This window comes from Acidovorax sacchari, from assembly GCF_042847045.1.
GTDB classification, from domain to species: domain Bacteria; phylum Pseudomonadota; class Gammaproteobacteria; order Burkholderiales; family Burkholderiaceae_C; genus Paracidovorax; species Paracidovorax sacchari.
Map to the genome: position 1 here is coordinate 2,228,089 of NZ_AP035783.1, position 20,138 is coordinate 2,248,226.

General features: G+C 66.3%; 19 protein-coding genes. 5 read left to right on the forward strand and 14 right to left on the reverse strand.

What is annotated here, in order from left to right:
* The first annotated feature begins 31 nt into the window (after positions 1-31).
* From ACGHC0_RS10175 to ACGHC0_RS10185, 3 genes are read left to right on the forward strand one after another with little or no spacing between them, the layout of a single operon-like run.
* A complete protein-coding gene (locus ACGHC0_RS10175) occupies positions 32-490 on the forward strand; it encodes a DUF1795 domain-containing protein (protein WP_347130183.1) in 459 nt (152 codons plus the stop codon).
* Positions 491-534: 44 nt separating this feature from the next.
* Positions 535-5,376 (forward strand): RHS repeat-associated core domain-containing protein, encoded by a 4,842-nt coding sequence (locus tag ACGHC0_RS10180; protein ID WP_415268127.1) that lies wholly within the window; start codon positions 535-537, stop codon positions 5,374-5,376.
* 1 nt (position 5,377) lies between these two features.
* Entirely contained in the window at positions 5,378-5,872 is a 495-nt protein-coding gene (locus ACGHC0_RS10185; RefSeq protein WP_415268128.1) for a hypothetical protein, read from the forward strand.
* A 162-nt stretch (positions 5,873-6,034) separates the two neighbouring features.
* Here ACGHC0_RS10185 and ACGHC0_RS10190 read toward each other — a convergent pair whose 3' ends face one another.
* Positions 6,035-6,427, reverse strand: coding sequence for a hypothetical protein (locus ACGHC0_RS10190; protein WP_415268129.1), 393 nt, complete (start codon positions 6,425-6,427; stop codon positions 6,035-6,037).
* A gap of 261 nt (positions 6,428-6,688) precedes the next feature.
* On the opposite strand from ACGHC0_RS10190, the gene ACGHC0_RS10195 reads away from it, so the two are divergent.
* Positions 6,689-7,009: a hypothetical protein gene (locus ACGHC0_RS10195; RefSeq protein ID WP_415268130.1), complete on the forward strand. Its 321-nt coding sequence runs from the start codon at positions 6,689-6,691 to the stop codon at positions 7,007-7,009.
* A gap of 320 nt (positions 7,010-7,329) precedes the next feature.
* On the opposite strand, the gene ACGHC0_RS10200 is transcribed toward ACGHC0_RS10195, so the two are convergent.
* The 12 genes from ACGHC0_RS10200 to ACGHC0_RS10255 all read right to left on the reverse strand — a co-directional run bounded on the left by ACGHC0_RS10200 (position 7,330) and on the right by ACGHC0_RS10255 (position 18,608).
* Positions 7,330-7,743 carry a class I SAM-dependent methyltransferase gene (locus ACGHC0_RS10200; RefSeq protein ID WP_415268131.1) on the reverse strand — a complete coding sequence of 138 codons (414 nt, stop codon included), beginning with the start codon at positions 7,741-7,743 and terminating at the stop codon, positions 7,330-7,332.
* A 111-nt stretch (positions 7,744-7,854) separates the two neighbouring features.
* Positions 7,855-8,763: an NAD(P)/FAD-dependent oxidoreductase gene (locus ACGHC0_RS10205; protein WP_415268132.1), complete on the reverse strand. Its 909-nt coding sequence runs from the start codon at positions 8,761-8,763 to the stop codon at positions 7,855-7,857.
* A gap of 2 nt (positions 8,764-8,765) precedes the next feature.
* The gene (locus tag ACGHC0_RS10210) at positions 8,766-9,209 is read right to left on the reverse strand and encodes an Rrf2 family transcriptional regulator (RefSeq protein WP_415268133.1); all 444 of its coding nucleotides are present in this window, start codon (positions 9,207-9,209) and stop codon (positions 8,766-8,768) included.
* Between the two features lie 74 nt (positions 9,210-9,283).
* Positions 9,284-10,300, reverse strand: coding sequence for a trypsin-like peptidase domain-containing protein (locus ACGHC0_RS10215; protein ID WP_415268134.1), 1,017 nt, complete (start codon positions 10,298-10,300; stop codon positions 9,284-9,286).
* 101 nt (positions 10,301-10,401) lie between these two features.
* On the reverse strand, positions 10,402-10,614 hold the full coding sequence (locus tag ACGHC0_RS10220; RefSeq protein WP_368355114.1) for a cold-shock protein: 213 nt from the start codon (positions 10,612-10,614) through the stop codon (positions 10,402-10,404).
* 313 nt (positions 10,615-10,927) lie between these two features.
* A complete protein-coding gene (locus ACGHC0_RS10225; protein WP_415268135.1) occupies positions 10,928-11,536 on the reverse strand; it encodes an NUDIX domain-containing protein in 609 nt (202 codons plus the stop codon).
* A gap of 123 nt (positions 11,537-11,659) precedes the next feature.
* Positions 11,660-11,800, reverse strand: a complete 141-nt coding sequence (gene cydX / locus ACGHC0_RS10230; RefSeq protein ID WP_026433457.1) for a cytochrome bd-I oxidase subunit CydX — start codon at positions 11,798-11,800, stop codon at positions 11,660-11,662.
* Between the two features lie 65 nt (positions 11,801-11,865).
* Entirely contained in the window at positions 11,866-13,020 is a 1,155-nt protein-coding gene (gene cydB, locus ACGHC0_RS10235) for a cytochrome d ubiquinol oxidase subunit II (protein ID WP_415268136.1), read from the reverse strand.
* On the reverse strand, positions 13,017-14,642 hold the full coding sequence (locus ACGHC0_RS10240) for a cytochrome ubiquinol oxidase subunit I (protein WP_415268137.1): 1,626 nt from the start codon (positions 14,640-14,642) through the stop codon (positions 13,017-13,019). Before ACGHC0_RS10240 ends, cydB begins: the two co-directional genes overlap by 4 nt.
* Before the next feature lie 37 nt (positions 14,643-14,679).
* The gene (locus tag ACGHC0_RS10245) at positions 14,680-16,395 is read right to left on the reverse strand and encodes an amino acid ABC transporter ATP-binding/permease protein (RefSeq protein ID WP_415268138.1); all 1,716 of its coding nucleotides are present in this window, start codon (positions 16,393-16,395) and stop codon (positions 14,680-14,682) included.
* A complete protein-coding gene (gene cydD, locus ACGHC0_RS10250; RefSeq protein ID WP_415268139.1) occupies positions 16,392-18,125 on the reverse strand; it encodes a thiol reductant ABC exporter subunit CydD in 1,734 nt (577 codons plus the stop codon). The genes ACGHC0_RS10245 and cydD overlap by 4 nt, the downstream gene beginning before the upstream one ends.
* 102 nt (positions 18,126-18,227) lie before the next feature.
* A complete protein-coding gene (locus tag ACGHC0_RS10255) occupies positions 18,228-18,608 on the reverse strand; it encodes a DUF2946 domain-containing protein (protein ID WP_415268140.1) in 381 nt (126 codons plus the stop codon).
* Between the two features lie 194 nt (positions 18,609-18,802).
* On the opposite strand from ACGHC0_RS10255, the gene ACGHC0_RS10260 reads away from it, so the two are divergent.
* Positions 18,803-19,357: a GbsR/MarR family transcriptional regulator gene (locus ACGHC0_RS10260; protein WP_368355121.1), complete on the forward strand. Its 555-nt coding sequence runs from the start codon at positions 18,803-18,805 to the stop codon at positions 19,355-19,357.
* 6 nt (positions 19,358-19,363) lie between these two features.
* Here the strand turns inward: ACGHC0_RS10260 and ACGHC0_RS10265 are convergent, their stop codons facing one another.
* Entirely contained in the window at positions 19,364-19,744 is a 381-nt protein-coding gene (locus ACGHC0_RS10265) for a hypothetical protein (RefSeq protein ID WP_415268141.1), read from the reverse strand.
* Positions 19,745-20,138: the final 394 nt, after the last annotated feature.

Consider the following 20,138-nt stretch of genomic DNA (forward strand, 5'->3'; position numbering starts at 1 on the left):
CCCTCCCGCGGCCTTGGCCGCGGAACGATCCATGCAGTACCACATCCAGGAAGCCACCTTCGACCTGCCCGAGGGCAGCTTCATCGACCGCAGCGTGAACGTGCTGGTCTTTGGTGATCCCGCGCTGCCTTTCAGCGTGGTCATCACGCGCGACTATTTCGACGAGGGCGGAAGCGTCGAGCAACTGCTGCGCGAGCAGGTCAAGGCGCTGTCCACGTCGGGCAAGCAGTTCAAGGAGCTGGAATTCGGCACGACCCATCTTCCGTTGAATGCGCCGGCGGGCGCACCTTCTTCCGGCGGGGCGCACAACGCTGCTGGTGCCTACGTCACCTATACCAGGCAGGGCCACCCCATCCACCAGAAGGTGGTGCTCGCGGAGATGCCGGGACGCAAGGCACTGGTGGTGACCGGCACGTATGCCGGCCCCTGGAAGGAGGAGCACGTCGCCCACTGGGCCTCGGTCCTGCACAGCCTGCGCCTGCGCGCGTGAGGTCACTCGTTTCTTTCCCACCATCGCTTTGAACGCAACACGCCATGCCCAAGGCCGCCCGACTGCACGATCCGATCGCCCACACCTATGCACGCGAAGGGCACGCTGCCGGCGCGGCCGCAGCGGTCGGCATCGAATTCGGGGCCGCGGTGGCGATCGGCGCCGTGGTGGGGACAATCGCCTGTCCGGGCCTCGGCACGGCCGCCGGGATTGCGATCGGCTTAGGTGTTGCCGTGGCGTCGTTCGTCGTGGCGCATGCGTTCTCGCTGGTGGGCGACTTCGTTCAGTCGTTCGGCGAGGCCTTCGGGCGAAGTTTTACCTCCGACTGCGGCACGCTCACAGCGACCGGGTCGACCTCGGTTTTCATCAACGGCAAGCCGGCGATCCGGACCGGGCTGGATGTGGCCACATGCGACAAGCACAGCATGCCCACCAGCCTGGTCATCTTCGGCAGCGAGAACGTCTTCATCGACAGCTACCGCGCCGCGCGTGAAGGCGACTGCGTGGACTGCGAGGCCAAGATCAGCAAGGGCTCGGAGGACGTCTTCATCGGCGGCGAGTCCGTGCCTGTCGCGAATTTCCGCGAGCGCGAAGTGCCGGATTCGGACCGCGAATTCGCCAGCAAGGCACGATTCTGGGCGGGCATCCTCGGCGGCGCCGCCGGCGCGCTGAAGGCCGGCGTCAAGTGTTTCGGGATGGCCGTGCTCACCGGCGTGGTGGGTGCGAAGGTGATGGGCGAGATCCTGCCGTCCTTCGACGGTGGCCACTCTGCCGCGACCGGCGCCGGCGACAGTGCAGGCACAGCCCTCGGTAATTTCCTGCAAGGCAAGCCGGTGCACGTGGTGACCGGCGCCAAAGTGCTGCTGGGCGACGACGACACCGACTTCAGCCTGCCCGGGGCGCTGCCCATCGCATGGCGCCGCACCTATGCATCCTGCGATGCGCGAACGGGCGTGCTGGGCACGGGCTGGAGCCTGCCTTTCAGCGTGGAACTGGTCTTCGAGGCCGGCAAGGCGCACTTCATCGATGAGGCCGGCCGCGACATCCCCTTCGACGACCTGCCGCCCGGCGGCCAGATGTTCAGCGTGCCGGAAGGCGTGCAACTGAGCCGCGGGGAGGGCGGCGCCTACTTCATCGGCATGCCTGCGCTGGGCTGGATCTACTGCTTCGGCCAGCGCGCCGGCAGCAGCGATGGCGAACGCCTCGGGTTGCAGCAATGGGCGGATTTCCACGGCAACACCATCGACTTCCATCGCGATGCCGATGGCGTGGTGCGGCATGTGACCGACAGCGCGGGCCACCGGCTCGCGCTGCGCTATGCGCAGGCCGGCGGGCTGCGCCTCGTGCGCGTGGACCTCACGGCGGGCGGCCCGGCTGGCACGCTGGTCGAATACCGCTACGACGCCCATGGCCAGCTCGCCCAGGTCATCGACCGCCTGGGCCGCTGCGTGCGGCGCTTCACCTGGGAGGGGGCCACCCTCGTCGCGCAGACCTTCGCGAGCGGGCTGGTGGCCCGCTACCGGTGGGACCGGCCCGCGCCCGAAGGCCGCGTGGTGCAGCACTGGCTGGAGGACGCTGCCCCGGGCATGCCCGCCACCGCCTGGACCTTCGAATACGACCTGCCCGGCGAACGGCCCGGCGATCGGCGCACGCGCGTCACGGACCACCTCGGACGGGTGCAGCTCTTCGACCACGATGCGGACCAGAACGTCACGCGCATCGAGGATCCGCTGGGGCAGGTGCAGCGCATGGAGTGGAACGACCTGTGGCAACTGCTGGCCTGGACGCGCGCGGACGGCAGCCGGTTCACCTTCACCTATGACCGCCTGGGCAACCTGACCGGCGCCACCGACCCGCTGGGGCAGACCGCCCGGCTGGACTGGCACGAACGCCTGCAGCGCGTGCGCGCGGCCACCGCCGTGGACGGCACCCGCTGGCACTACACCTACGACGACCGCGGCAACCGCACGGAGGTGCTGGGGCCGCCGCTGGACCCGGGTACGCCGCCGCACATCCCGGGTGATGAGAGCCAGACGCGCTGGCGCGAAACCACGCTGCACGACCCCCGTGGCCTGCCCGTGGTCACCATCGACGCGCACGGTGGACGCCAGCAATGGGCCTGGGACGAGCGCGCCCTGCTGGTGCGCCACACCGATTGCTCGGGCAAGACCACGCGCTTCGAGTACGACGCCAACGGGTTCCTGAGAGCAAGCACGGATGCGCTGGGGCAGACCACGCGGTACGTGCATGACGCGCTCGGCCGGCTGCTGAGCATGACGCTGGCCGATGGGGCAGCACGCAGCTACACCTATGACGACGCGAACCGCCTGGTCGCTTCGGGGAATTCCAGCCACCACCTCGCGCGCTACCACTACGACATCCACGGCAAGCTGCTGGCACTGCAGCGGCCCGATGGCAGCACGATCCACCTGGGCTACGACGCAGCGCACCGCCTCGCGAGCCTCGTCGGCGAGAACGGCGCCACGTACCGCTTTGCCTACGACACGGCCAACCGGATGGTGCAGGAGTCGCGGCCGGACGGGAGCCGACGGTCATTCGAACACGATGCGCTGGGGCGCGTGGTGGCGCTGCGGGAAGACCCGGGCGAGGACGACGTGATCGAGCACGCGATACCGGGCCATGTGCCAGCCGCACCGATCCAGACGGTGTATGACCGTGATGCCATCGGCCGGCTCGTGGAAAAGCGTGTGCAGGCCGCGGCCCGGGAGGGCGTCGTGCAGCGCTTCGCTTACGACAGGATGGGGCGGGTGGTGCGGGCGCAAATGCTTGACGCCGCTGGCCGGTCACCCCACCACACGCTGACCTTCGGCTACAGCCCGCTGGGAGATCTCACCCTGGAGACTGCCGAGGATGCGGTCGCTGGTACGCACACCGTGCTGCGCCACACGCACGACCCGCTGGGCAACCGTCTCGCCACCGAGCTGCCGGACGGGCGCGTGCTGCGCCACCTGCACTACGGCAGCGGCCATGTCCACCAGATCAGCCTGGACGGCGTCGTGGTGGCCGACATCGAGCGCGACGACCTGCACCGCGAGGTGCTGCGCACGCAGGGGCGCTGGGCGAGCCGCTGGGCCTACGACCCGCTGGGCCGCCGGCGGGCGCAGTGGACCCAGTCAGCGAGCCTGCGGGTGGGCGCGGGCTGGGCGGGACAGATGCCGGATGCATCGGCCGCGTCGGGCATGGGAGTGCCGTCGGACGGGCTGCGCAAGCAATGGGACTATGACGCCTCGGGCGAACTGGTGCGCACGCGCCACAGCCGCAATGGAGAGACCCTCTACCGCTATGACCCGGCCGGCCACGTCCTGTCCGCCACGCTGCAGGCCGCAGGGGCCGTGGGCGGTGCGTCTCCGGCCCTGCAGCAGGCGCTGCACGAGGTCTTCCACTACGACCCGGCCGGCAACCGGCTCGATGCGCCCGTGCCGCAAGGCGCCGAGGGCAGCCGGGGCTGGGTGCGCCACAACCGGGTGAAGGTGCTGCAGGACAAGCGCTACGACTACGACGGTTTCGGCCGGCTGGTGCGCAAGCGCATCGGCGCGCACACCGAACTGCACTGCCGCTACGACGCGCTGCACCGCATGACCCATGCCTCGGTGATCCGCGCGGGCCGCGATGGCGAACCCATCCGGCAGGTCTTCCGCTACCGGTACGACGCCCTGGGCCGGCGGATCGCCAAGGAGGACGATTTCGGCCAGACGCGGTTCGTATGGGAAGGCCTGCGGCTGCTGCAGGAAAGCCGCGGCACGCAGACCAGCACCTATGTGTACGAAGCGGCCAGCTACCGGCCGCTTGCGCGCATCGATGGTGCCGGTCCGTTGGAGCCGGAGCATCCGGTCTCCGCTCTGGCGCTGGTGGGAGAAGACCCGCGAGGTCGTCCGGCCATGGGCAAGGTCCGTTCCATCCCGGTCACCAACGGGGACGCGAGCGACGCGCACCATGCGGTGGCCGGGCCGGTGGGGGCGACGGCGCGCTATCTGGCTGAGCTGGGCGCGGAGCCCAAGGGAGCGGTAGAGAAGTCGGCCAGCGTGCGGATGCCGGAGCCAGACTCGGCGCAACAGACCGCCTCCGCATCTGCGCCTTCCGCGCGCATCTACTACTTCCACCTGCAGCCCAATGGATTGCCTGAGGAAATGAGCGATCGCAACGGGCAACTCGTATGGCGGGCGCAGTACCGCGTATGGGGCAGTGCGGTTACCGAGGAATGGCAGGTGTTCGATGCCGCAGGTCGCGCCGTGGATGCGTCGATGGCGGAGACGGGTATCCAGACACAAGCGGGCGCGTCACCCATGCCCCAGAACCTGCGCATGCAGGGGCAGTATCTGGACCGGGAGACAGGGCTGCACTACAACACCTTCCGGTACTATGACCCGGACGTGGGCGCGTTCACGACGCCGGACCCGATCGGGCTGGCGGGTGGAGTGAATCTGCACCGATATGCCCCGAATCCGGTTTCTTGGATTGATCCGCTTGGATGGAATCCTGTATGCCGGATGAGCCAAACACCTCACGAAACTGCCAGCAGTCTGCCATTAGTGCGCCCTGGTACATCTGCTTGGCAAAAGGCTGTGGACGCTCTCCAGCAAGGAGGTAAAGGGGATATACGAGTTAGCACGGCAGCAGAAGCCAAGGCATTGCTTCAAGAGGCTCGCGGGGGTATGGATCGCAGAAAAATGTACTCCAATGATGGAGATTATTCAAAGGGATATCAGGTGCATAAACCGCAGCCAGGTACCAATCGAAGTGGCGATCGTTTATCCGCCAAAGAAAGATGGCAGCGCGGAGAGGCAGATGTAGGCAACGATCTTCCACACATCAAATGGAAAGACCAGAGCGGGCGCGACCAAGGACATATATTTTTCGAGGACTAGAATGATCGGCACAACCATACCTGGCGAAAAAATCGATTCGGCTGTTTCCAGTCGAATACATCGGATATTTCTTTATAAAATATTCCGCGCCCATCATGCTTATAAGAAAGAATATTTCGACAGACAAAAAGGACGATTTTCGGAGAAGAAGATATGGCAATTCTCTTACGCAGGTCCCTATGATCCCGGAGAGGATTTGGAGATCATTAGTACAAACAGGGAGATATTAAAGGCACCGTTCTTTCATGAAAAAGGACGAGTAATCTGGATTGAAGGCGGGCGAAGTAATAAAAGAGTTCTTCATGATATGTTTTGCGCTACAGCCAAGGAAATAATGGACTACTTTCTCGATGCCAAGAGGGCATGTAACTATAGTAGTGGGTTGGTTTACATATTTAATGAATCCATGGGTTGGGCAATAAGAATTCGCTCTTCCTTGAGGGTAAATGCCGTTGATGATGCAGATTATATATATCAAGTCTATAGAAAGAAGTGAATTTTTTTACAAAAATCTATAGTCTGTTGATTTGTTAAATATGACGGTTCCAACCGGTTTTGCTGAAGCAATCTATTGGTGCGAGGTGCGCAGCGTGAGCAGTTCGTACAGCATGCACAAGCATACGGCCGACGATAAGTCGCAGCCTGCGGCGCGCATCTACTACTTCCATTTGCAGCCTAACAGGTTGCCCAGAAAATGAGCGACCGTAACGATCACTTGGTGTGGCGGGCGCGGCACCGGGTGTGAGGCAGCACGGTGGAGGAGGAATGGCAGGCGTTTGATGGTGTGGGGCGGCCAGGCGAGGCACGAAACCAAGCCGCGACCGGATAACAGCGCCTTGCCTATGGCCCAGAACCTGCGCTTGCAGTGGCAGTAGATGGGCCGGAGACCGGGCTGCACTAGAACACCTTCCGTTACTACGACCTCGACATTGCGGCCTTCACCACGCCCGATAACAGATGTTGCCGATTTGAATGATGATGTGGATTTTTGATTACTGAAGCCGGAATATTGACGGGAAAGTTTTTTGTGGCAGTTTTCTATGGCGGGCAAGTATGTTGTTGTGGTTGACCTTGAAGGAGCGCAGGATAGCTGTATCGTCTGAAGAAATTTGGTGAGGCCGCTGAAGTTGCTGGGTTTCTATGTCTTTTCCTATGAAGAACTCTTTGGTTATTTTCGGATGTTGGCCTGATTTAAGATAATATTATTTCCAAATAAATTGAATATGATTGGTGATTTTGTGGTCTAATGCGCATGCGGTCTGTTTGGAGGGTTTTGCCCCCGGTAAAGGTGGCCGCATGGGAGTGGGTAATAATGACTTATGAATACACTGTTAAACTCCATCATTCCGATGGTGAAAAAGCAATTGATTCAATGAAAAAGGCGGTGATATTGCATCATGCACGCTGCTTTTACGATGGTTGTGGAAAATTCCTAATCAAAGATCCCGAGCTGCCCAATTCATGGAGCTACGATATATCCGTAGAAAGCCAGAGTCAAGAACTGTATTTATCAATTGTGGGTTGGAGTGATAATTTGTATAGAATTTTTAAATCAGCTCTGAAAGATATAAGGTATGTAATTGTTGACGATGATGATGAAGAGATTTCATTGGAAAAAGTCTTCAGAAAGTAATCCGGCGGTCTCAAGTCGACTTCCTATGCCATAACCAGATTGGCAAGACAGTCTCTCCAGAACTAATTGGTAAAGTCATCATTTAAGCATTCAACGGGGCAGTGAAGAGGACGCCAGCTATCGCCTATGGGGTGGCCCGTAGCTACATCTATGGCATTGGGAGATTCGAGCCACCTCTCACGGGCTACCGCTATGACGCGCATGGCAAATTGCTGGCGATTCTTCTAGGATTAAGGAATCGGATCTTCATCCCTTGGTCGGAGACATCTCGTAGTTTGGCCCGAGGGCCTCAACAGTCAGGCTGCGGCCAGCGATGTTCTTCAGGCCGCAGCGCTCCCGGCATGCGCCACCCACCCCTTGAAGGTGAACGCGCCATAGAACAGCTCGATGTCCACGAATCCCGCCTCACGGAGCAGATCGGCGTCCTGCTGCGGGGACAGCACCGGCAGTCGTTGCCTGAATGCCGCAATGCCGCCTTCGGCCTGTGCTGTGGGCACCCCAGATGCTGCAGCGAATGCCGCATTGCGTGCGAGCCAGCGGTCCCCTGCAGGAGCTTCGCTGTCAAAGCTGTGGTGCGCGACGACCAGGGGAGCTCCGGGTTTCAGTCGTGCGCGCAGTTGCTGCAAGGTCCGCAGGCGCTCGGCTGCCGGCAGGAAATGGAGCGTCAGCAGGCAGGTCGCGCCGTCGAAAGGGCCTTCCGGCGCACTGTCGATATAGCCTTCGTGCAGGTGCACGCGCGGCGCGAGCGGGCCGAGCGTCGTGCATGCCGGGCACGATCCGCACGGTCCTCGCGGCGTAGCCCGATACGGCCGCAGGATCGGAGAACGGGATCATCGCGTGCGGTCTTATGCCGGCTGCGGTGCGAGGGTCTCGGGCCACACCAGCGAACGATGGACCTGTGCGCCTGCCATGGCGCCATGGCCCACGGCCAGGGACAGCGAATGGGGGATTCTCGCCACGTCGCCACAGGCGAACACCCCGGCCACCGATGTCTTGTTCTCGGCATCGGTGCGGATTTGCATGCCCATCGGTGTCTCTTCCAGCGCGCAGCCCATGGCTTCGGCGAGCGGACTGGAAGGGGCCGTGCGCGTCGCCGTGAACAGTCCGGCGAAGCGCAGCTGCCGTCCGTCGGCCATTACCACGTCGGCATGTCCTTCGATCCTGTCGATGGGGGCTTCCTCGATGGCCACGCCCCGTCGGGCGAGGGCGGAGCGGGACGCGTCGGTCAGGTCCAGTGCGCGGTTGACGAGCAGGGTCACGTCGCCCCAGCCGGTGAGCAGTTCGGCCTGGTGGACGGACATCGGGCTGGCGCCGACGATGCCGATGCGGCCCTGGCCGAGTTCGTAGCCATGGCAGTACGGGCAATGGAAGACGGCCGTGCCCCAGCGCTCGGCAAGGCCTGCGACGGCGGGAAGCTGGTCGGCCACGCCGGTGGCCAGCAGGATGCGGCGGGCATGGTGCGAGCCGCCGTCGGACGTGGTGACCGTGAATGCATCTGCGGACCCCGTGACGGCCGCGGCTTGCCCTTCCAGCCAGCTCAGTGATGGATAGGCGGCGAGCTGGCGGCGCGCATTCGCCGCGATGTCCTCCGGGGGGACGCCGTCCTGGCCCAGGAATCCGTGCGAATGGCTGGCGAAGCGGTTGCGGCGCCGGCCCGCGTCGATCACCAGCACGGATCGGCGCGCCCGTACCAGTTGCAGGGCGGCAGCCATCCCTGCATAGCTTCCGCCGACGATGACAGTGTCATATCGCATGGTCAACTCCTGGTGCGCCGTGCTGCCGCATGCCTGCGCGCGAAGTCGGCGGCGAGGTCGGCGAGGGTGATTTCCGAAAACCGCTTCAGCAGCAGCGCCTCGGCTTCCGCGAACGTGCTTTCCAGTGCCGCGTTCACCGCTTGCTCCACCAGGCATTCCGGCGATTCGTTGCGGTTGCCGATGGCGAACATGGCGGGCTCGCCCAGTGCTTCGTGCAGCTGGCGCAGGGTGACGGTGCCCAGGTCCGCGTGGATGCTCCAGCCGCCCGCGTGGCCTTTGTCCGACGTGACGATGCCTGCTTCCCGCAGGTACCCCATGGTGCGCCGGACGACGACGGGGTTGGTGCCCAGGCATTGGGCGAGGGCGTCGGAGGTCATGCGGCCCTCGTGCTCGGCCATGTGCAGCAGCGCATGCAGTACGGAGGACAGGCGGCTGTCGCGTTTCATGTAACTAATGATGTTGCATTGCGGGCGACGTGTCAAGGCGGGGTGCCGAGCCCGCGCTCGTCCCGGCCTTCCGTCTACGCCGGCCGGGTCAGAAGCATCAGGATATCCGCGTACCAGGCGCAATTGAGCCCGAGCGACTCGTCCCTGGCCAGGTCGCGGGTGAGCATGTCCATGCGCGTGGAATGCACTCCGAGCAACTGCCAGTTCGCCAGCGAGGCTCCGTCTGCCCGCCCGCCGCTCCTGCGCCGCAGGACAGGCGCGCCGCTGCTGCCACTGTGCGTCCTGGCGTCGGTCAGAAAGCAGCCTTGTTGCTGGAAGCGCACGCCATAGGCCGAAGCGATCGATGCGCCCCGGGCCACGGCGAGGTGGTGAACGGTGTCGTGAAACCCCAAAGGAAATCCGACGATCGCCAGGTTGTCTCCCATGGCCACTTCCTCGCCTGCGGGGTCCAGGTGGGATGGGTCGAAGGCTTGCAGCACCGCGTCTCCCGGAAGGCGGCCGGTGTGGATTTCTATGGCGGCGATGTCCACCGGCCCGCCCGTGTCGGTGGCCTGCCGCCACAGCGCGATACCGTGGCCATAGAGCGGTATCGAGAAGGTCGCGTGCAGGGTCAGATTGCGTGCGTCGGTATGCAATCCGATTTCGATGCGGTCCGGGAAGTGGCTGCTGGGCTCGTCGGAAAAGACATGCCGGTTCGTTACCAGGAACAGCAGGCCGTCGCGGCGGAAGAAGAAGCCGCTGGCACCCGTCAGCAACCGGGTTCCGGAGTACGTGCGGATGTGTGTCGTGGCCAGAAGAATGGCTTCGACGGCCTGGCGGGGCGGAATGCTTGCCGCGGTCGTTGCGGCCGACGCAAGCATGGCATGCGTTCTGGCGATGTCCCGTTCGAAGGCGGCCAGCACGTGGTCCGACACAGGGGTGTTCAGAATGACGGTCCGTGCAGCTTCGGCACGCGCCTCGAAAGACCGCGCCAACGTGCCGAGGGTGGCGGGGGGCAGTGCATCCGCGAACGACGGAAGCAACGCGTCCAATGCGATCAGGCTCCCCTTGAGTTCGCAGATGCGCTCGGTGGCCTCCTGCAGATTCTTCATGGCGATGATGCCTTCCAGAAAGGAAAAAGCGCGGACGAGCCGCGCTTTTGAATGGGATGGCCTGAAAGCAGGTTGGCCGGGCCTGGTCGGCCCATGGCCTTTCAGCTCACGACCCGGATGTTGGAGGCTTGCGGACCCTTGGCACCCTGGGTGACTTCGAACTGCACATGCTGGTTCTCGGCCAGCGTCTTGAAGCCGCCGCCCTGGATTTCACGGAAGTGGGCAAAGAGATCCTTGCTGCCGTCGTCGGGGGCGATGAAGCCGAAGCCCTTGCCTTCGTTGAACCATTTCACGATGCCGGTTTGTGTGGTCATGTCGATTTCCTTTCGAGATTGCCGGAAGCCAAAAACGCATCCGGCGAAGAGACGCCAAGAAAATCACCAAGGGAGGTTCGACACAGCCGCCGGAAAAACCGGGAGAAGCGGAAAAAAACCGATGCAATGAAGGCCTTGCACATATCAACGAGCCCATGGTACGCCCATTGCCGACCGCGTGCCGGTTTCTCGAATTTATATTTTCCGGTCCGGGTTGTCCGCTGGCGTCCGGTGCTTGCAGGCAGGGCCCGCGTGTCGGCGCAGAGGCCGTAGCCTGGCGCCCACGCGCGGCGAGGGCGACCGGCCATCGCACTCAGCCGGGATTGCCGCCATGTCCTGCCTGGGGAAAGAGGTGCAGCGCGGCGTATTGCAGCAGCATGATCGTCTTGCCGTCGCGTATCGACCCGGATTCGATCATGGCCAGCGCGTCGGCGATACCGAGCTCCAGCACGGCAATGTCCTCGCCTTCGTCTGCGATGCCGCCGCCCGATGACTGCCTGTCTCCGGGCTGGTATTCACCGACGAAGAAATGCAGGCGCTCGGTCACCGATCCGGGGCTCATGAACGCATCGAACACCTGGCGCACCTCGCGTACGCGGAAACCCGTTTCCTCTTCCACTTCGGCGCGGATGCGGTCTTCGGGCGCGGCGTCGTCGAGTAGGCCCGCAGGCGTTTCGATCAGCAGGTCGTCGTGGCTGTTCACGAACGCCGGATAGCGGAACTGCCGGGTGAGGATGACGGTGCGGCGCTGCAGGTCGTAGAGGAGGATCGTCGCCCCGTTGCCTCGGTCGTAGGTTTCGCGCGACTGGCGCTGCCAGCTGCCGTCGCTGCGCTGGAAGGAGAACGTGGTCTTCTTCAGGACGTACCAGTCGTCCGAGAGGGTGGTGACGTCTTCGATGCGGATACGGTGGGCGATGCTCAATGGTGTCTCCTGCCACCTGGCGAGGCGGTGTCCCGGCAGTCTATCCACTGGACGCGGATGCCCGCCGGGACGGTGCCGGGCAGGGCAGGGCAGGGCACCGTCTCTGCCCGTGGCGGCGCGCGGCTAGGTGCCCGGCTGCCGGCCGGGCCCGTGTCCCGAGGCCCGCTGCAGGGCCTGGTCATCCATGAGTTCGTACCACATCGCGTTCAGTACGGCGAAGGCGGCGGCCAGGAGCAGGCCGAGTATCCAGGCGAAGTACCACATGGTGTTGTCCTTTCAGCATTCAGTCATTGATGGATCGGTTCGTTCATCCGGGGAGGGCGGGGCGGTCAGTAGGCGTGGTCGCCGTGGGTGATGTCGTGCGCGCGCACCTTGCCCCACATCACGCGGTACACCCAGCTGGTGTAGGCCAGGATCAGCGGGACGAAGATGACCGCGCACACCAGCATGATGAAGAGCGTCAGGTGGCTGGACGAGGCGTCCCACACCATGAGCGACGAGCGCGGGTCCAGCGAGGACGGCACGATGAACGGGAACATCGAGGCACCCACGCTCAGCACGATGCCGGCTACGGACAGGCCGCTGAAGACGACCGTGATGCCCTCCCACCGGGCGCGCAGGCCGGCGAGTGCCAGGAACGCGCCGGCGAAGCCCAGCGCGGGTGCCAGCATCGTCCATGGATGGCGCGCGTAGTTGGCGAACCAGCCGCCGGCCACGCCCGAGGCCACGGTCTTGGCCAGGGGGTTGGAAGGGCCGTCGGCCACGTGGGCGCTGGTGAGCTGGTAGCCACCCACCAGCTTCCACAGCAGCACGCCGGCCAGCGCGTAGAGCGCGATGGTGGCGATGGCGGCCGCGGTGGCGAAGCGGCGCGAGCGATCGGCCACGGGGCCTTCGGTCTTGAGCGCCAGCCAGGCGCCGCCGTGCATGGCCAGCATGGCCACGGAGACCAGCCCGGCCAGCAGCGCGAACGGGTTCAGCAGGCCGGGGAAGCTGCCTTCATAGACCATGCGCATGTCCCCCGTGAAGCGGAAGGGCACGCCCTGCAGCACGTTGCCCAGGGCCACGCCGAAGATCAGCGCGGGCACGAAGCCGCCGATGAACAGCGCCCAGTCCCAGGTCCCGCGCCATGCGGCGCCCTCGCGCTTGCTGCGGTACTTGAAGCCCACGGGCCGCAGGATCAGCGCGAACAGCGTGGCGAACATCGCCAGGTAGAAGCCCGAGAACGACATCGCGTAGATGTGCGGCCAGGCGGCGAAGATGGCGCCGCCGCCCAGGATCAGCCAGACCTGGTTGCCTTCCCACACGGGGCCGACGGTGTTGATGACCACGCGGCGCTCCAGGTCGGTGCGAGCCACGAAGGGCAGCAGCGTGCCCACGCCCAGGTCGAAGCCGTCGGTGACGGCGAAGCCCACCAGCAGCACGCCCAGCAGCAGCCACCAGATGACGCGCAGGGTGTCGTAGTCGAGAAGGGTGTGAAGAATCATGCTGCGTCTCCGGCGGGTTCGAAGGTGGTGGGTTGCGACGTGCCGGGGGGCACGGCGCCGATCAGCGGCGCGTCGGCGCCGTGCGAGAGGGGCGTTTCCGGTTCCGGCCCCTTGCGGATGGCCTTGAGCATGAGCTTCATCTCCACCACGATCAGCGCGGTGTAGAGGGCGGCGAAGCCCAGCAGCGTGAACAGCACGGTGCCCGCGCCCAGTTCGGACACGGCCACGGCCGTGGGCAGCACGCCTTCCACGGCCCAGGGCTGGCGGCCCAGCTCGGCCACGATCCAGCCGCACTCGGCGGCGATCCAGGGCAGGGGGATGGACCACACGGCCAGCTTCAGCAGCCAGGGATGGGCATCGAGCCGGCGACGGGCCGAGAGCCAGAAGAAGACGGCGTTGAGCACGATGAAGAACATGCCCAGTCCCACCATCACCCGGAACGACCAGTAGAGCGGCGCGACCTGCGGCACCGTGTCCCAGGCGGCCTGGGCGATCTGCGCCTCGGTGGCCTGGCGCGGGTCGTCCACGTAGCGCTTGAGGAGCAGGGCGTAGCCCAGCCGGCGGCCGTGCAGCTCGAACACCATGCGGGCATGGTTCGGGATGGCCGCGTCCGAGCCGGCGGCGCGGATCTGCTGCAGCGCGTCGTAGGCCTGGATGCCGTCGCGGATGTTGCCCTCGGCCTGCTTGACCAGATCGTTGATGCCGGGGATCTGCGTATCCAGCGATCGCGTGCCGATGAGACCCATCACCCAGGGGATGTGCACCGCGTAGTGCGTCTTGCGCGCTTCCTGGTCGGGCCAGCCGATGGCGGTGAACGATGCCGGCGCGGGCTCGGTGTCCCACATGGCCTCGACCGCCGCGAGCTTCATCTTCTGGTGTTCGCTGGTGGCATAGCCGCTCTCGTCGCCCAGCACCACCACCGACAGCGAGGCAGCCAGGCCGAACGAGGCGGCCACGGTCATCGAGCGCCTGGCCAGCTCCACGTGCCGGCCCCGGCGCAGGTACCAGGCCGAAACGCCCAGCACGAAGAGCGCCGCGATCGTGTAGCCCGCCGATACGGTGTGCACGAACTTGGCTTGCGCCACCGGGTTGAACACCACGTCGTAGAAGCTGTCCACTTCCATGCGCAGGGTCTGCGGGTTGAGCTTCGCACCCACGGGGTTCTGCATCCAGCCATTGGCGATCAGGATCCACAGGGCCGAGAAGTTGGTGCCCAGTGCGACCAGCCAGGTCACCACGCAATGCGCCACCTTGGACATGCGCTCCCAGCCGAAGAAGAACATGCCGACGAAGGTCGCCTCCAGGAAGAAGGCCATCAGCCCTTCGATGGCCAGCGGCGCGCCGAAGACGTCGCCCACGTAGTGGCTGTAGTAGCTCCAGTTCATGCCGAACTGGAACTCCATGACGATCCCGGTGGACACGCCCAGCGCGAAGTTGATGCCGAACAGCACGCCCCAGAACTTGGTCATCTGGCGCCAGACGGTGCGGCCGGTCATCACGTAGACCGTCTCCATGATGGCCAGCAGCACGGCCAGCCCGATCGTGAGCGGCACGAAAAGAAAGTGGTAGAGCGCGGTCATCGCGAACTGCAGTCGCGACAGGCCGACGACGTCGAGGTCCATGGTGGAAATCCTTTCTTGGAGGGAAAACAGCGTTGAATCAGTGGGCGCGCAATGCCCGCAGCGCGGCGTCGAACGACGGCGTGCCGCGCTGGTGCTGCGCGGCGATGCGTCCGTGCACGATCACCACGAGCCGGTCGGCGAGGCAGGCCTCGCGGCGCAGGTGCGTGGCGATCAGGAGGGTCTTTTGCGCGGCATGCCGGTCCAGCCGGGCGAGCACGTCGCAGGCCGTCGGGCCGTCCAGGCCTTCGGTGGGTTCGTCCAGCAGCCAGAAGCCGGACGGATGCAGCAGCAGCCGCGCCAGGGCGAGGCGGCGCGCCTGCCCGCCCGACAGGCCCAGCCCGCCTTCGCCGAGGCGGGTGTCCAGGCCGTGTTCCAGCTGCTGGACGTCGCCGGCCAGGCCGCTGGCCTGCAGCGCCGTCCAGAGCCGGTCGTCGGTGGCAGCGGGGTCGGCCAGCCGCAGGTTGTCGCGGATGCTGTCCTGGAACAGTTCGGTCCTCTGGGTGAGCCAGGTGCAGGGTCGTGCCTGCACGGTGCCCGCGCGCGCGGGCAGTTCGCCCGCGACCAGCGACAGCAGCGTGGATTTGCCTGCGCCGCTCGCACCCACCACGGCCACCCGTTCGCCGGGGGCCAGGCGCAGGTCGATGCCGCGCAATACCGGCGCGCCGGTGGCCGCGCCGCCGGCCTCGACGCCCGCGAGGCAGGCGGCGGCTTCGATGCCGGAGGCCGCATGGCGGGGACGCGGCGCGCGCTGCTCCGTGGCCGGCCCGGCCCATCGGGGAGCCAGGCGGCGCGCGGCCAGCATGCTGCGGCCGGCCTCCAGTGCGCCCCGGCGCAATGCCTGGAAGGGCTCCAGCGCGGCGAGCGCCGTCAGCAGGGCCAGCGCCGCGAGCGGTGCGCCCAGCGCTCCTGCCCCCGCCAGTGCGCCGGCCGCGAGCAGGACACCGGCCACTCCCAGGTGCCCGGACACGGCATGGAACCATCCGCAGCGGGTGTCGATGCGATGGAGTTCGTCGTCGGCGCCTGCGAGGCGGGCGTCGGTCCGTGCGATGTCCTGGCACTGCGCCGGCAACTGCCCGGTCATGGCCAGTTCGGTCTGGCCTGCGACGAGGTCGATGGCCTGCGCGCGCAGCCGCTCCATGCCCAGGGCACGGCGCAGCGCGGCGGCACGCGCCCGGCGGGCCGCGAGGAGGGCCGCGCCGCCGGCGCACCCCATCAGCCAGGCGAAGGCTGCGGCGCCCAGGCGTGCATCCAGGGCGCCCAGTACGCCGGCCGCCAGCAGCGCCGCGCCGAAGGCGGCGGCGGCGGGCACCAGCACGCGCAGGTAGATGGATTCCAGCGCGTCGATGTCCTGTGTGAGCCGAAAGAGCAGGCGTGCCGGACGGCGCAGCAGCGCCTGCGCAGCCTGCGGACGGGCCCAGCCCCGCAGCAGGCGCTCGCGCAGCGCGGCCAGCACGGCCAGGGTGGCATCGTGGGTCACGATGCGCTCGGCGTACCGGCCCGCGGTGCGCCCCAGCGCCAGCAGGCGGATGCCGGCGCTGGGCATGAACACATTGAATGCCGCGGCGGCACCGCTGGCCAGGCCAGCGAGCGCGGTCGCCGTGATGAACCAGCCGGAGAGGCCGAGCAGGGCCATGCCTGCCAGCACCGTGGCGCACGACAGCGCCGCACCGAGCAGCATCCGGCGGCCGCCTGCCTCCATGAAAAGGCGCAGCACCGCGGCCAGCGCATGGCGGGACCGGGCGTGGGCGTTCATGCGGCCCTCCGGTGCGTGCACGCGGTGTCGATGCATCCGATGTCGATGACGCGGCCGATGCGGGCCGCCAGAGCCCTGTCGTGCGTCGCGACGATGAGCGTGCGGCCGTGTGCCATGCGCGCCAGGAAGTCGGCCACGGCCAGGGCGGTCCCGTAGTCCAGGTGCGCGGTCGGCTCGTCGAGCAGCCACAGGTCGGCCTGCGGCGTCGCGGCAGCGCGGGCCAGAGCCAGCCGGACTGTTTCTCCACCGGACAGCCCCGCTCCGCCTTCCCCCAGCGGGGTTTCCGGCGGCAGGGGGGCTCCCCGCTCCAGGCCGGCACGGCGCAGTGCGGCGGCGACATCGCTGCGCGAGATGTCCTGCCGGTGCAACGCGACGTTGTCATGCAGGGAGCTCGCGAAGACGTGCGGCTTCTGCCCCACCCAGGCCATGCGCCGGCGCAGGGCGGCGGCACTGCCGCCGTCCAGCGGGATGCCATCGATGCGCACCGTCCCGCCGCCCGCCGGGACCAGCCCGGCGATGAGCGACAGCAGGGTGGACTTGCCTGCCCCGCTGGCACCGACGAGCGCCACGTGCTCACCCGCGCCGATGTGCAGGTGCGCTGCTTCGAAGACGGTATTGCCGCCGGGATGCGCGAAGCCCAGCCCTTCGATGTCCACGGCCGGCGGAGGCGGCGCCGCGCTGCCCGGTGCTGCGGCGCAAGCATCCAGTGCGCCGGGCAGGGGCAGGCGCGCGCCGCGCAGTGCGGCGAGCGCCTGCAGCGCGGCCCGGCCAGCGGCCCGGTCGTGCCAGGCGGCCGACAGGTCGCGCAGCGGTTCGAAAAATGCCGGTGCCAGCAGCAGGATGAACAGCCCCTGTCCCAGTCCCAGCGGCCGGCCCCAGGTGCCCACGCCGATCTGGCCCAGCAGGTGGAAGCCGACATACACCGCCACGAAGGCCACCGCGAGCGCCGAGAACAACTCCAGCGAGGCCGAAGACAGGAACGCAATGCGCAGCACGCGCATGGTGCGCCGCCGGAGGTCCTCGGCCGAGGCGCGCAGGCGCAGGGCCGTGGCATCCACCGCGCCCAGCGCGCGCAGGGTGCTCAGGCCGCGCAGTCGATCGAGCAGGAAGCCGTTCATTCCTCCGAGCGCCTGCAACTGTTCCGCGCTGGCCGCCTGGGCACGCCAGCCGATCAGCGCCATGGCTGCCGGAATCAGCGGTGCGGCGGCGACCAGGATCAGTGCGGCAGCCCAGGACACGCCCGCGACGGCCAATGCGATCGCGGCCGGCACGGCCATCACGCGCCAGCGCGCGGGCTCGTAGCGCAGCAGCCACGGCAGCAGGGCGTCGGCCTGCTCGGCGACGGCGCTGGCGGCCAGGCCGGAGGCGGGCCGCCCGCGGTCCAGCGGCGAACTGCCGGCCAGCGCGGCACAGGCCTGACCGCGCAACTGGCTGATGTAGCGCCGCGACGCAGCGAAGATTCTCCGGGCACCCCAGGCTTCGCTGGTGGCGCGCGCGGCACCCAGTGCCGCGTAGGCCGCCGCAGGCCAGGCCACGTCGTGCCAGCCGCCGCCGGTGGCCAGGCGATGCACGGCCCAGGCCAGCAGGGCCGCCTGGGGCAGCCACAGCAGGGACGCCGCGGCGATGCAGGCTGCGCCGGCCCGGTATCCGGGGGGCGGATCGAAGCGTGGAGGCGGCGGCTCCGCGGGCGCTTCGGCCGTGGGCGTGCCTGCCGCTGCAGGATGGGGCATGGAAATTCTCCAGAAAGGCAATCGCGGAGGGCGGCGCGCAGGCCGGCCTGCCCGTTGCCGGTGGCGGCGGGCAGCGGCTGGCGGACCGCGGAGGAGGGGGCGTCAGTAAAGGCGCGGGGGCGCGCGGCTGGGGTGCGCGGACCAGACCGCCACCAGCCGGGGCGGCAACGGCAGGCACGTCGCAGGCATGCCACGCGCGGCGGTGCCGGCAACGACCGGCGTGCCGGGCGCGCACGCGATGGCGGGCACGTCCTGCGGCAGCCGGCAGAAGGGACAATCCATGCCCGAAGGCAGTGCGTGGTCGGCGGGCAGGCCTTGCGTGTCCGCCGCCATCAGGCGGGGGCCCTGCGAGGTGCAGACCTCGATCCAGGTCTTTCCGGCCGGGGCGGCCAGCATGCTGCTCCACGCCGGCATGAGGCCCCCCCACAGGATGGCCACGATGGCCAGCCAGAGGAAAAGGGAGCGCGGACGGTGCCGGGACATAAGGGTGGGGCGTCGGCTTCGCAGCTGTGCTGCAAAGGGTTCCAAAAATTCAGAAATCTCTGAAATTCTAGGTGCCGCTGCGAGCCGCGTCACTGGAAAGTCTTGATCCCGGGCAAGAACAGGGCTTACGTTTGATGCAGGACAAGAGTCCGTGTGATAATGAAACTTTCTGAATTTTCGAAAATTTCAATAAATTGACGCCACTCGTTCATACCTTCGTCAGCCACTTCGGCGAAATGGGCAGCCGCTGGGGCATCAATCGCACGGTGGGGCAGATCTACGCCCTGTTGTTCGTCACGGAACGGCAGCTCCACGCGGACGACATCGGCGAGCAACTCGGCATTTCCCGCTCGAACGTCAGCATCGGGCTCAAGGAGCTGCAGTCGTGGGGACTGGTGCGGCAGAGCCGCATTCCGGGGGACCGGCGCGAATATTTCTCTTCCCTGGGCGATGTGTGGGAGATCTTCCGCGTCGTGGCGGCCGAGCGCCGCCGCCGCGAGATCGCCCCCACGCTGTCCGTGCTGCGCGAGTCGCTCATGGCCGGCACGACATCGCCCGAGGATGCCTTCGCGCAGCAGCGTATGCGCGAAATGCACGACCTGGTGGACCTGGCCAACAACTGGTTCGACGATCTGCAGCGGTTGTCGCCCGAATCCATGGCGCAGTTGATGAAGATGGGCTCCAAGGTCCAGAAGCTGCTCAAGGCGAAGGACCGGCTGCTGGGGCCGTCCAAGGGCCGCGACGGCTGACGGGCTTCAGTGGAAAACGAAACCCTGGTTGGTGATTTCGATGGTCAGGCTCCCTCCGTTGTCTCCGGAGATGGCGAAATCTTTGGACAGACCGGCCATGCCGCTACCGCCGGCGCAGCCGGGCGCCCGCATGGCGATCATGGTGTACATACCGTTGGTGTTGGTGAAGATATCCGGCCCGAGAACCGATTGTCCCAGCAGCAAAGAGTAGCAACCGCTTAATTTGGGCCCCCGCACCAAGAGGGACTTGGCCGCCGGGACGCGGTTGATGAGGTTTGTATGCAGTACCTGCTGTGCGTTTGCCGGGGCAGGGACTGCCGCTGCGAGGGAGAGCATGGAGTACGCCAGGATGGCGCAGATTTTTCCGAGGCGGGGAAAGTTTTTCATCGATTCAGATGCTTATAGAGGAAGGTTGGACGAAGAGGGGCGGCAATAGCCTAGCTTTGAGGCGATATTGCAATAACTGAGCTTCGAAAATTACGCTCGGCAGCTATTGGAAATTTATGTGTTTCATAAATTCTGGGATGGCAAGTAGAGCCTGAGCGGCTGCCTGCAGGCGGATCTGCCCGCTTTGCGGACCCCGCAGGCCGGCCGACTTCTACCGTTGCACGCGCCGCGGGCTGGCGTGCCTGCTCGGCGATCACGATAGTCGCGGGCTTCCTGATGGTGGCATCTGCGTACCGGCCGGCCATGCCAGTGGCTCCGGCACAGTGGGGCGAGCGCATGGCGCTGAACGTGTAATGCGGTGTAGCCGCACTCCGCCTTCCACAGGGCGTGCGTG

What these genes read in the sequence shown, in the direction of transcription:
- ACGHC0_RS10175 (WP_347130183.1), top strand. Translation starts at nt 32, where the DNA reads ATGCAGTACCACATCCAGGAAGCCACCTTCGACCTGCCCGAGGGCAGC.
- ACGHC0_RS10180 (WP_415268127.1), top strand. Translation starts at nt 535, where the DNA reads ATGCCCAAGGCCGCCCGACTGCACGATCCGATCGCCCACACCTATGCA.
- ACGHC0_RS10185 (WP_415268128.1), top strand. Translation starts at nt 5,378, where the DNA reads ATGATCGGCACAACCATACCTGGCGAAAAAATCGATTCGGCTGTTTCC.
- ACGHC0_RS10195 (WP_415268130.1), top strand. Translation starts at nt 6,689, where the DNA reads ATGACTTATGAATACACTGTTAAACTCCATCATTCCGATGGTGAAAAA.
- ACGHC0_RS10205 (WP_415268132.1), bottom strand. Translation starts at nt 8,763, where the DNA reads ATGCGATATGACACTGTCATCGTCGGCGGAAGCTATGCAGGGATGGCT.
- ACGHC0_RS10210 (WP_415268133.1), bottom strand. Translation starts at nt 9,209, where the DNA reads ATGAAACGCGACAGCCGCCTGTCCTCCGTACTGCATGCGCTGCTGCAC.
- ACGHC0_RS10215 (WP_415268134.1), bottom strand. Translation starts at nt 10,300, where the DNA reads ATGAAGAATCTGCAGGAGGCCACCGAGCGCATCTGCGAACTCAAGGGG.
- ACGHC0_RS10220 (WP_368355114.1), bottom strand. Translation starts at nt 10,614, where the DNA reads ATGACCACACAAACCGGCATCGTGAAATGGTTCAACGAAGGCAAGGGC.
- cydX (WP_026433457.1), bottom strand. Translation starts at nt 11,800, where the DNA reads ATGTGGTACTTCGCCTGGATACTCGGCCTGCTCCTGGCCGCCGCCTTC.
- cydB (WP_415268136.1), bottom strand. Translation starts at nt 13,020, where the DNA reads ATGATTCTTCACACCCTTCTCGACTACGACACCCTGCGCGTCATCTGG.
- ACGHC0_RS10240 (WP_415268137.1), bottom strand. Translation starts at nt 14,642, where the DNA reads ATGGACCTCGACGTCGTCGGCCTGTCGCGACTGCAGTTCGCGATGACC.
- ACGHC0_RS10245 (WP_415268138.1), bottom strand. Translation starts at nt 16,395, where the DNA reads ATGAACGCCCACGCCCGGTCCCGCCATGCGCTGGCCGCGGTGCTGCGC.
- cydD (WP_415268139.1), bottom strand. Translation starts at nt 18,125, where the DNA reads ATGCCCCATCCTGCAGCGGCAGGCACGCCCACGGCCGAAGCGCCCGCG.
- ACGHC0_RS10255 (WP_415268140.1), bottom strand. Translation starts at nt 18,608, where the DNA reads ATGTCCCGGCACCGTCCGCGCTCCCTTTTCCTCTGGCTGGCCATCGTG.
- ACGHC0_RS10265 (WP_415268141.1), bottom strand. Translation starts at nt 19,744, where the DNA reads ATGAAAAACTTTCCCCGCCTCGGAAAAATCTGCGCCATCCTGGCGTAC.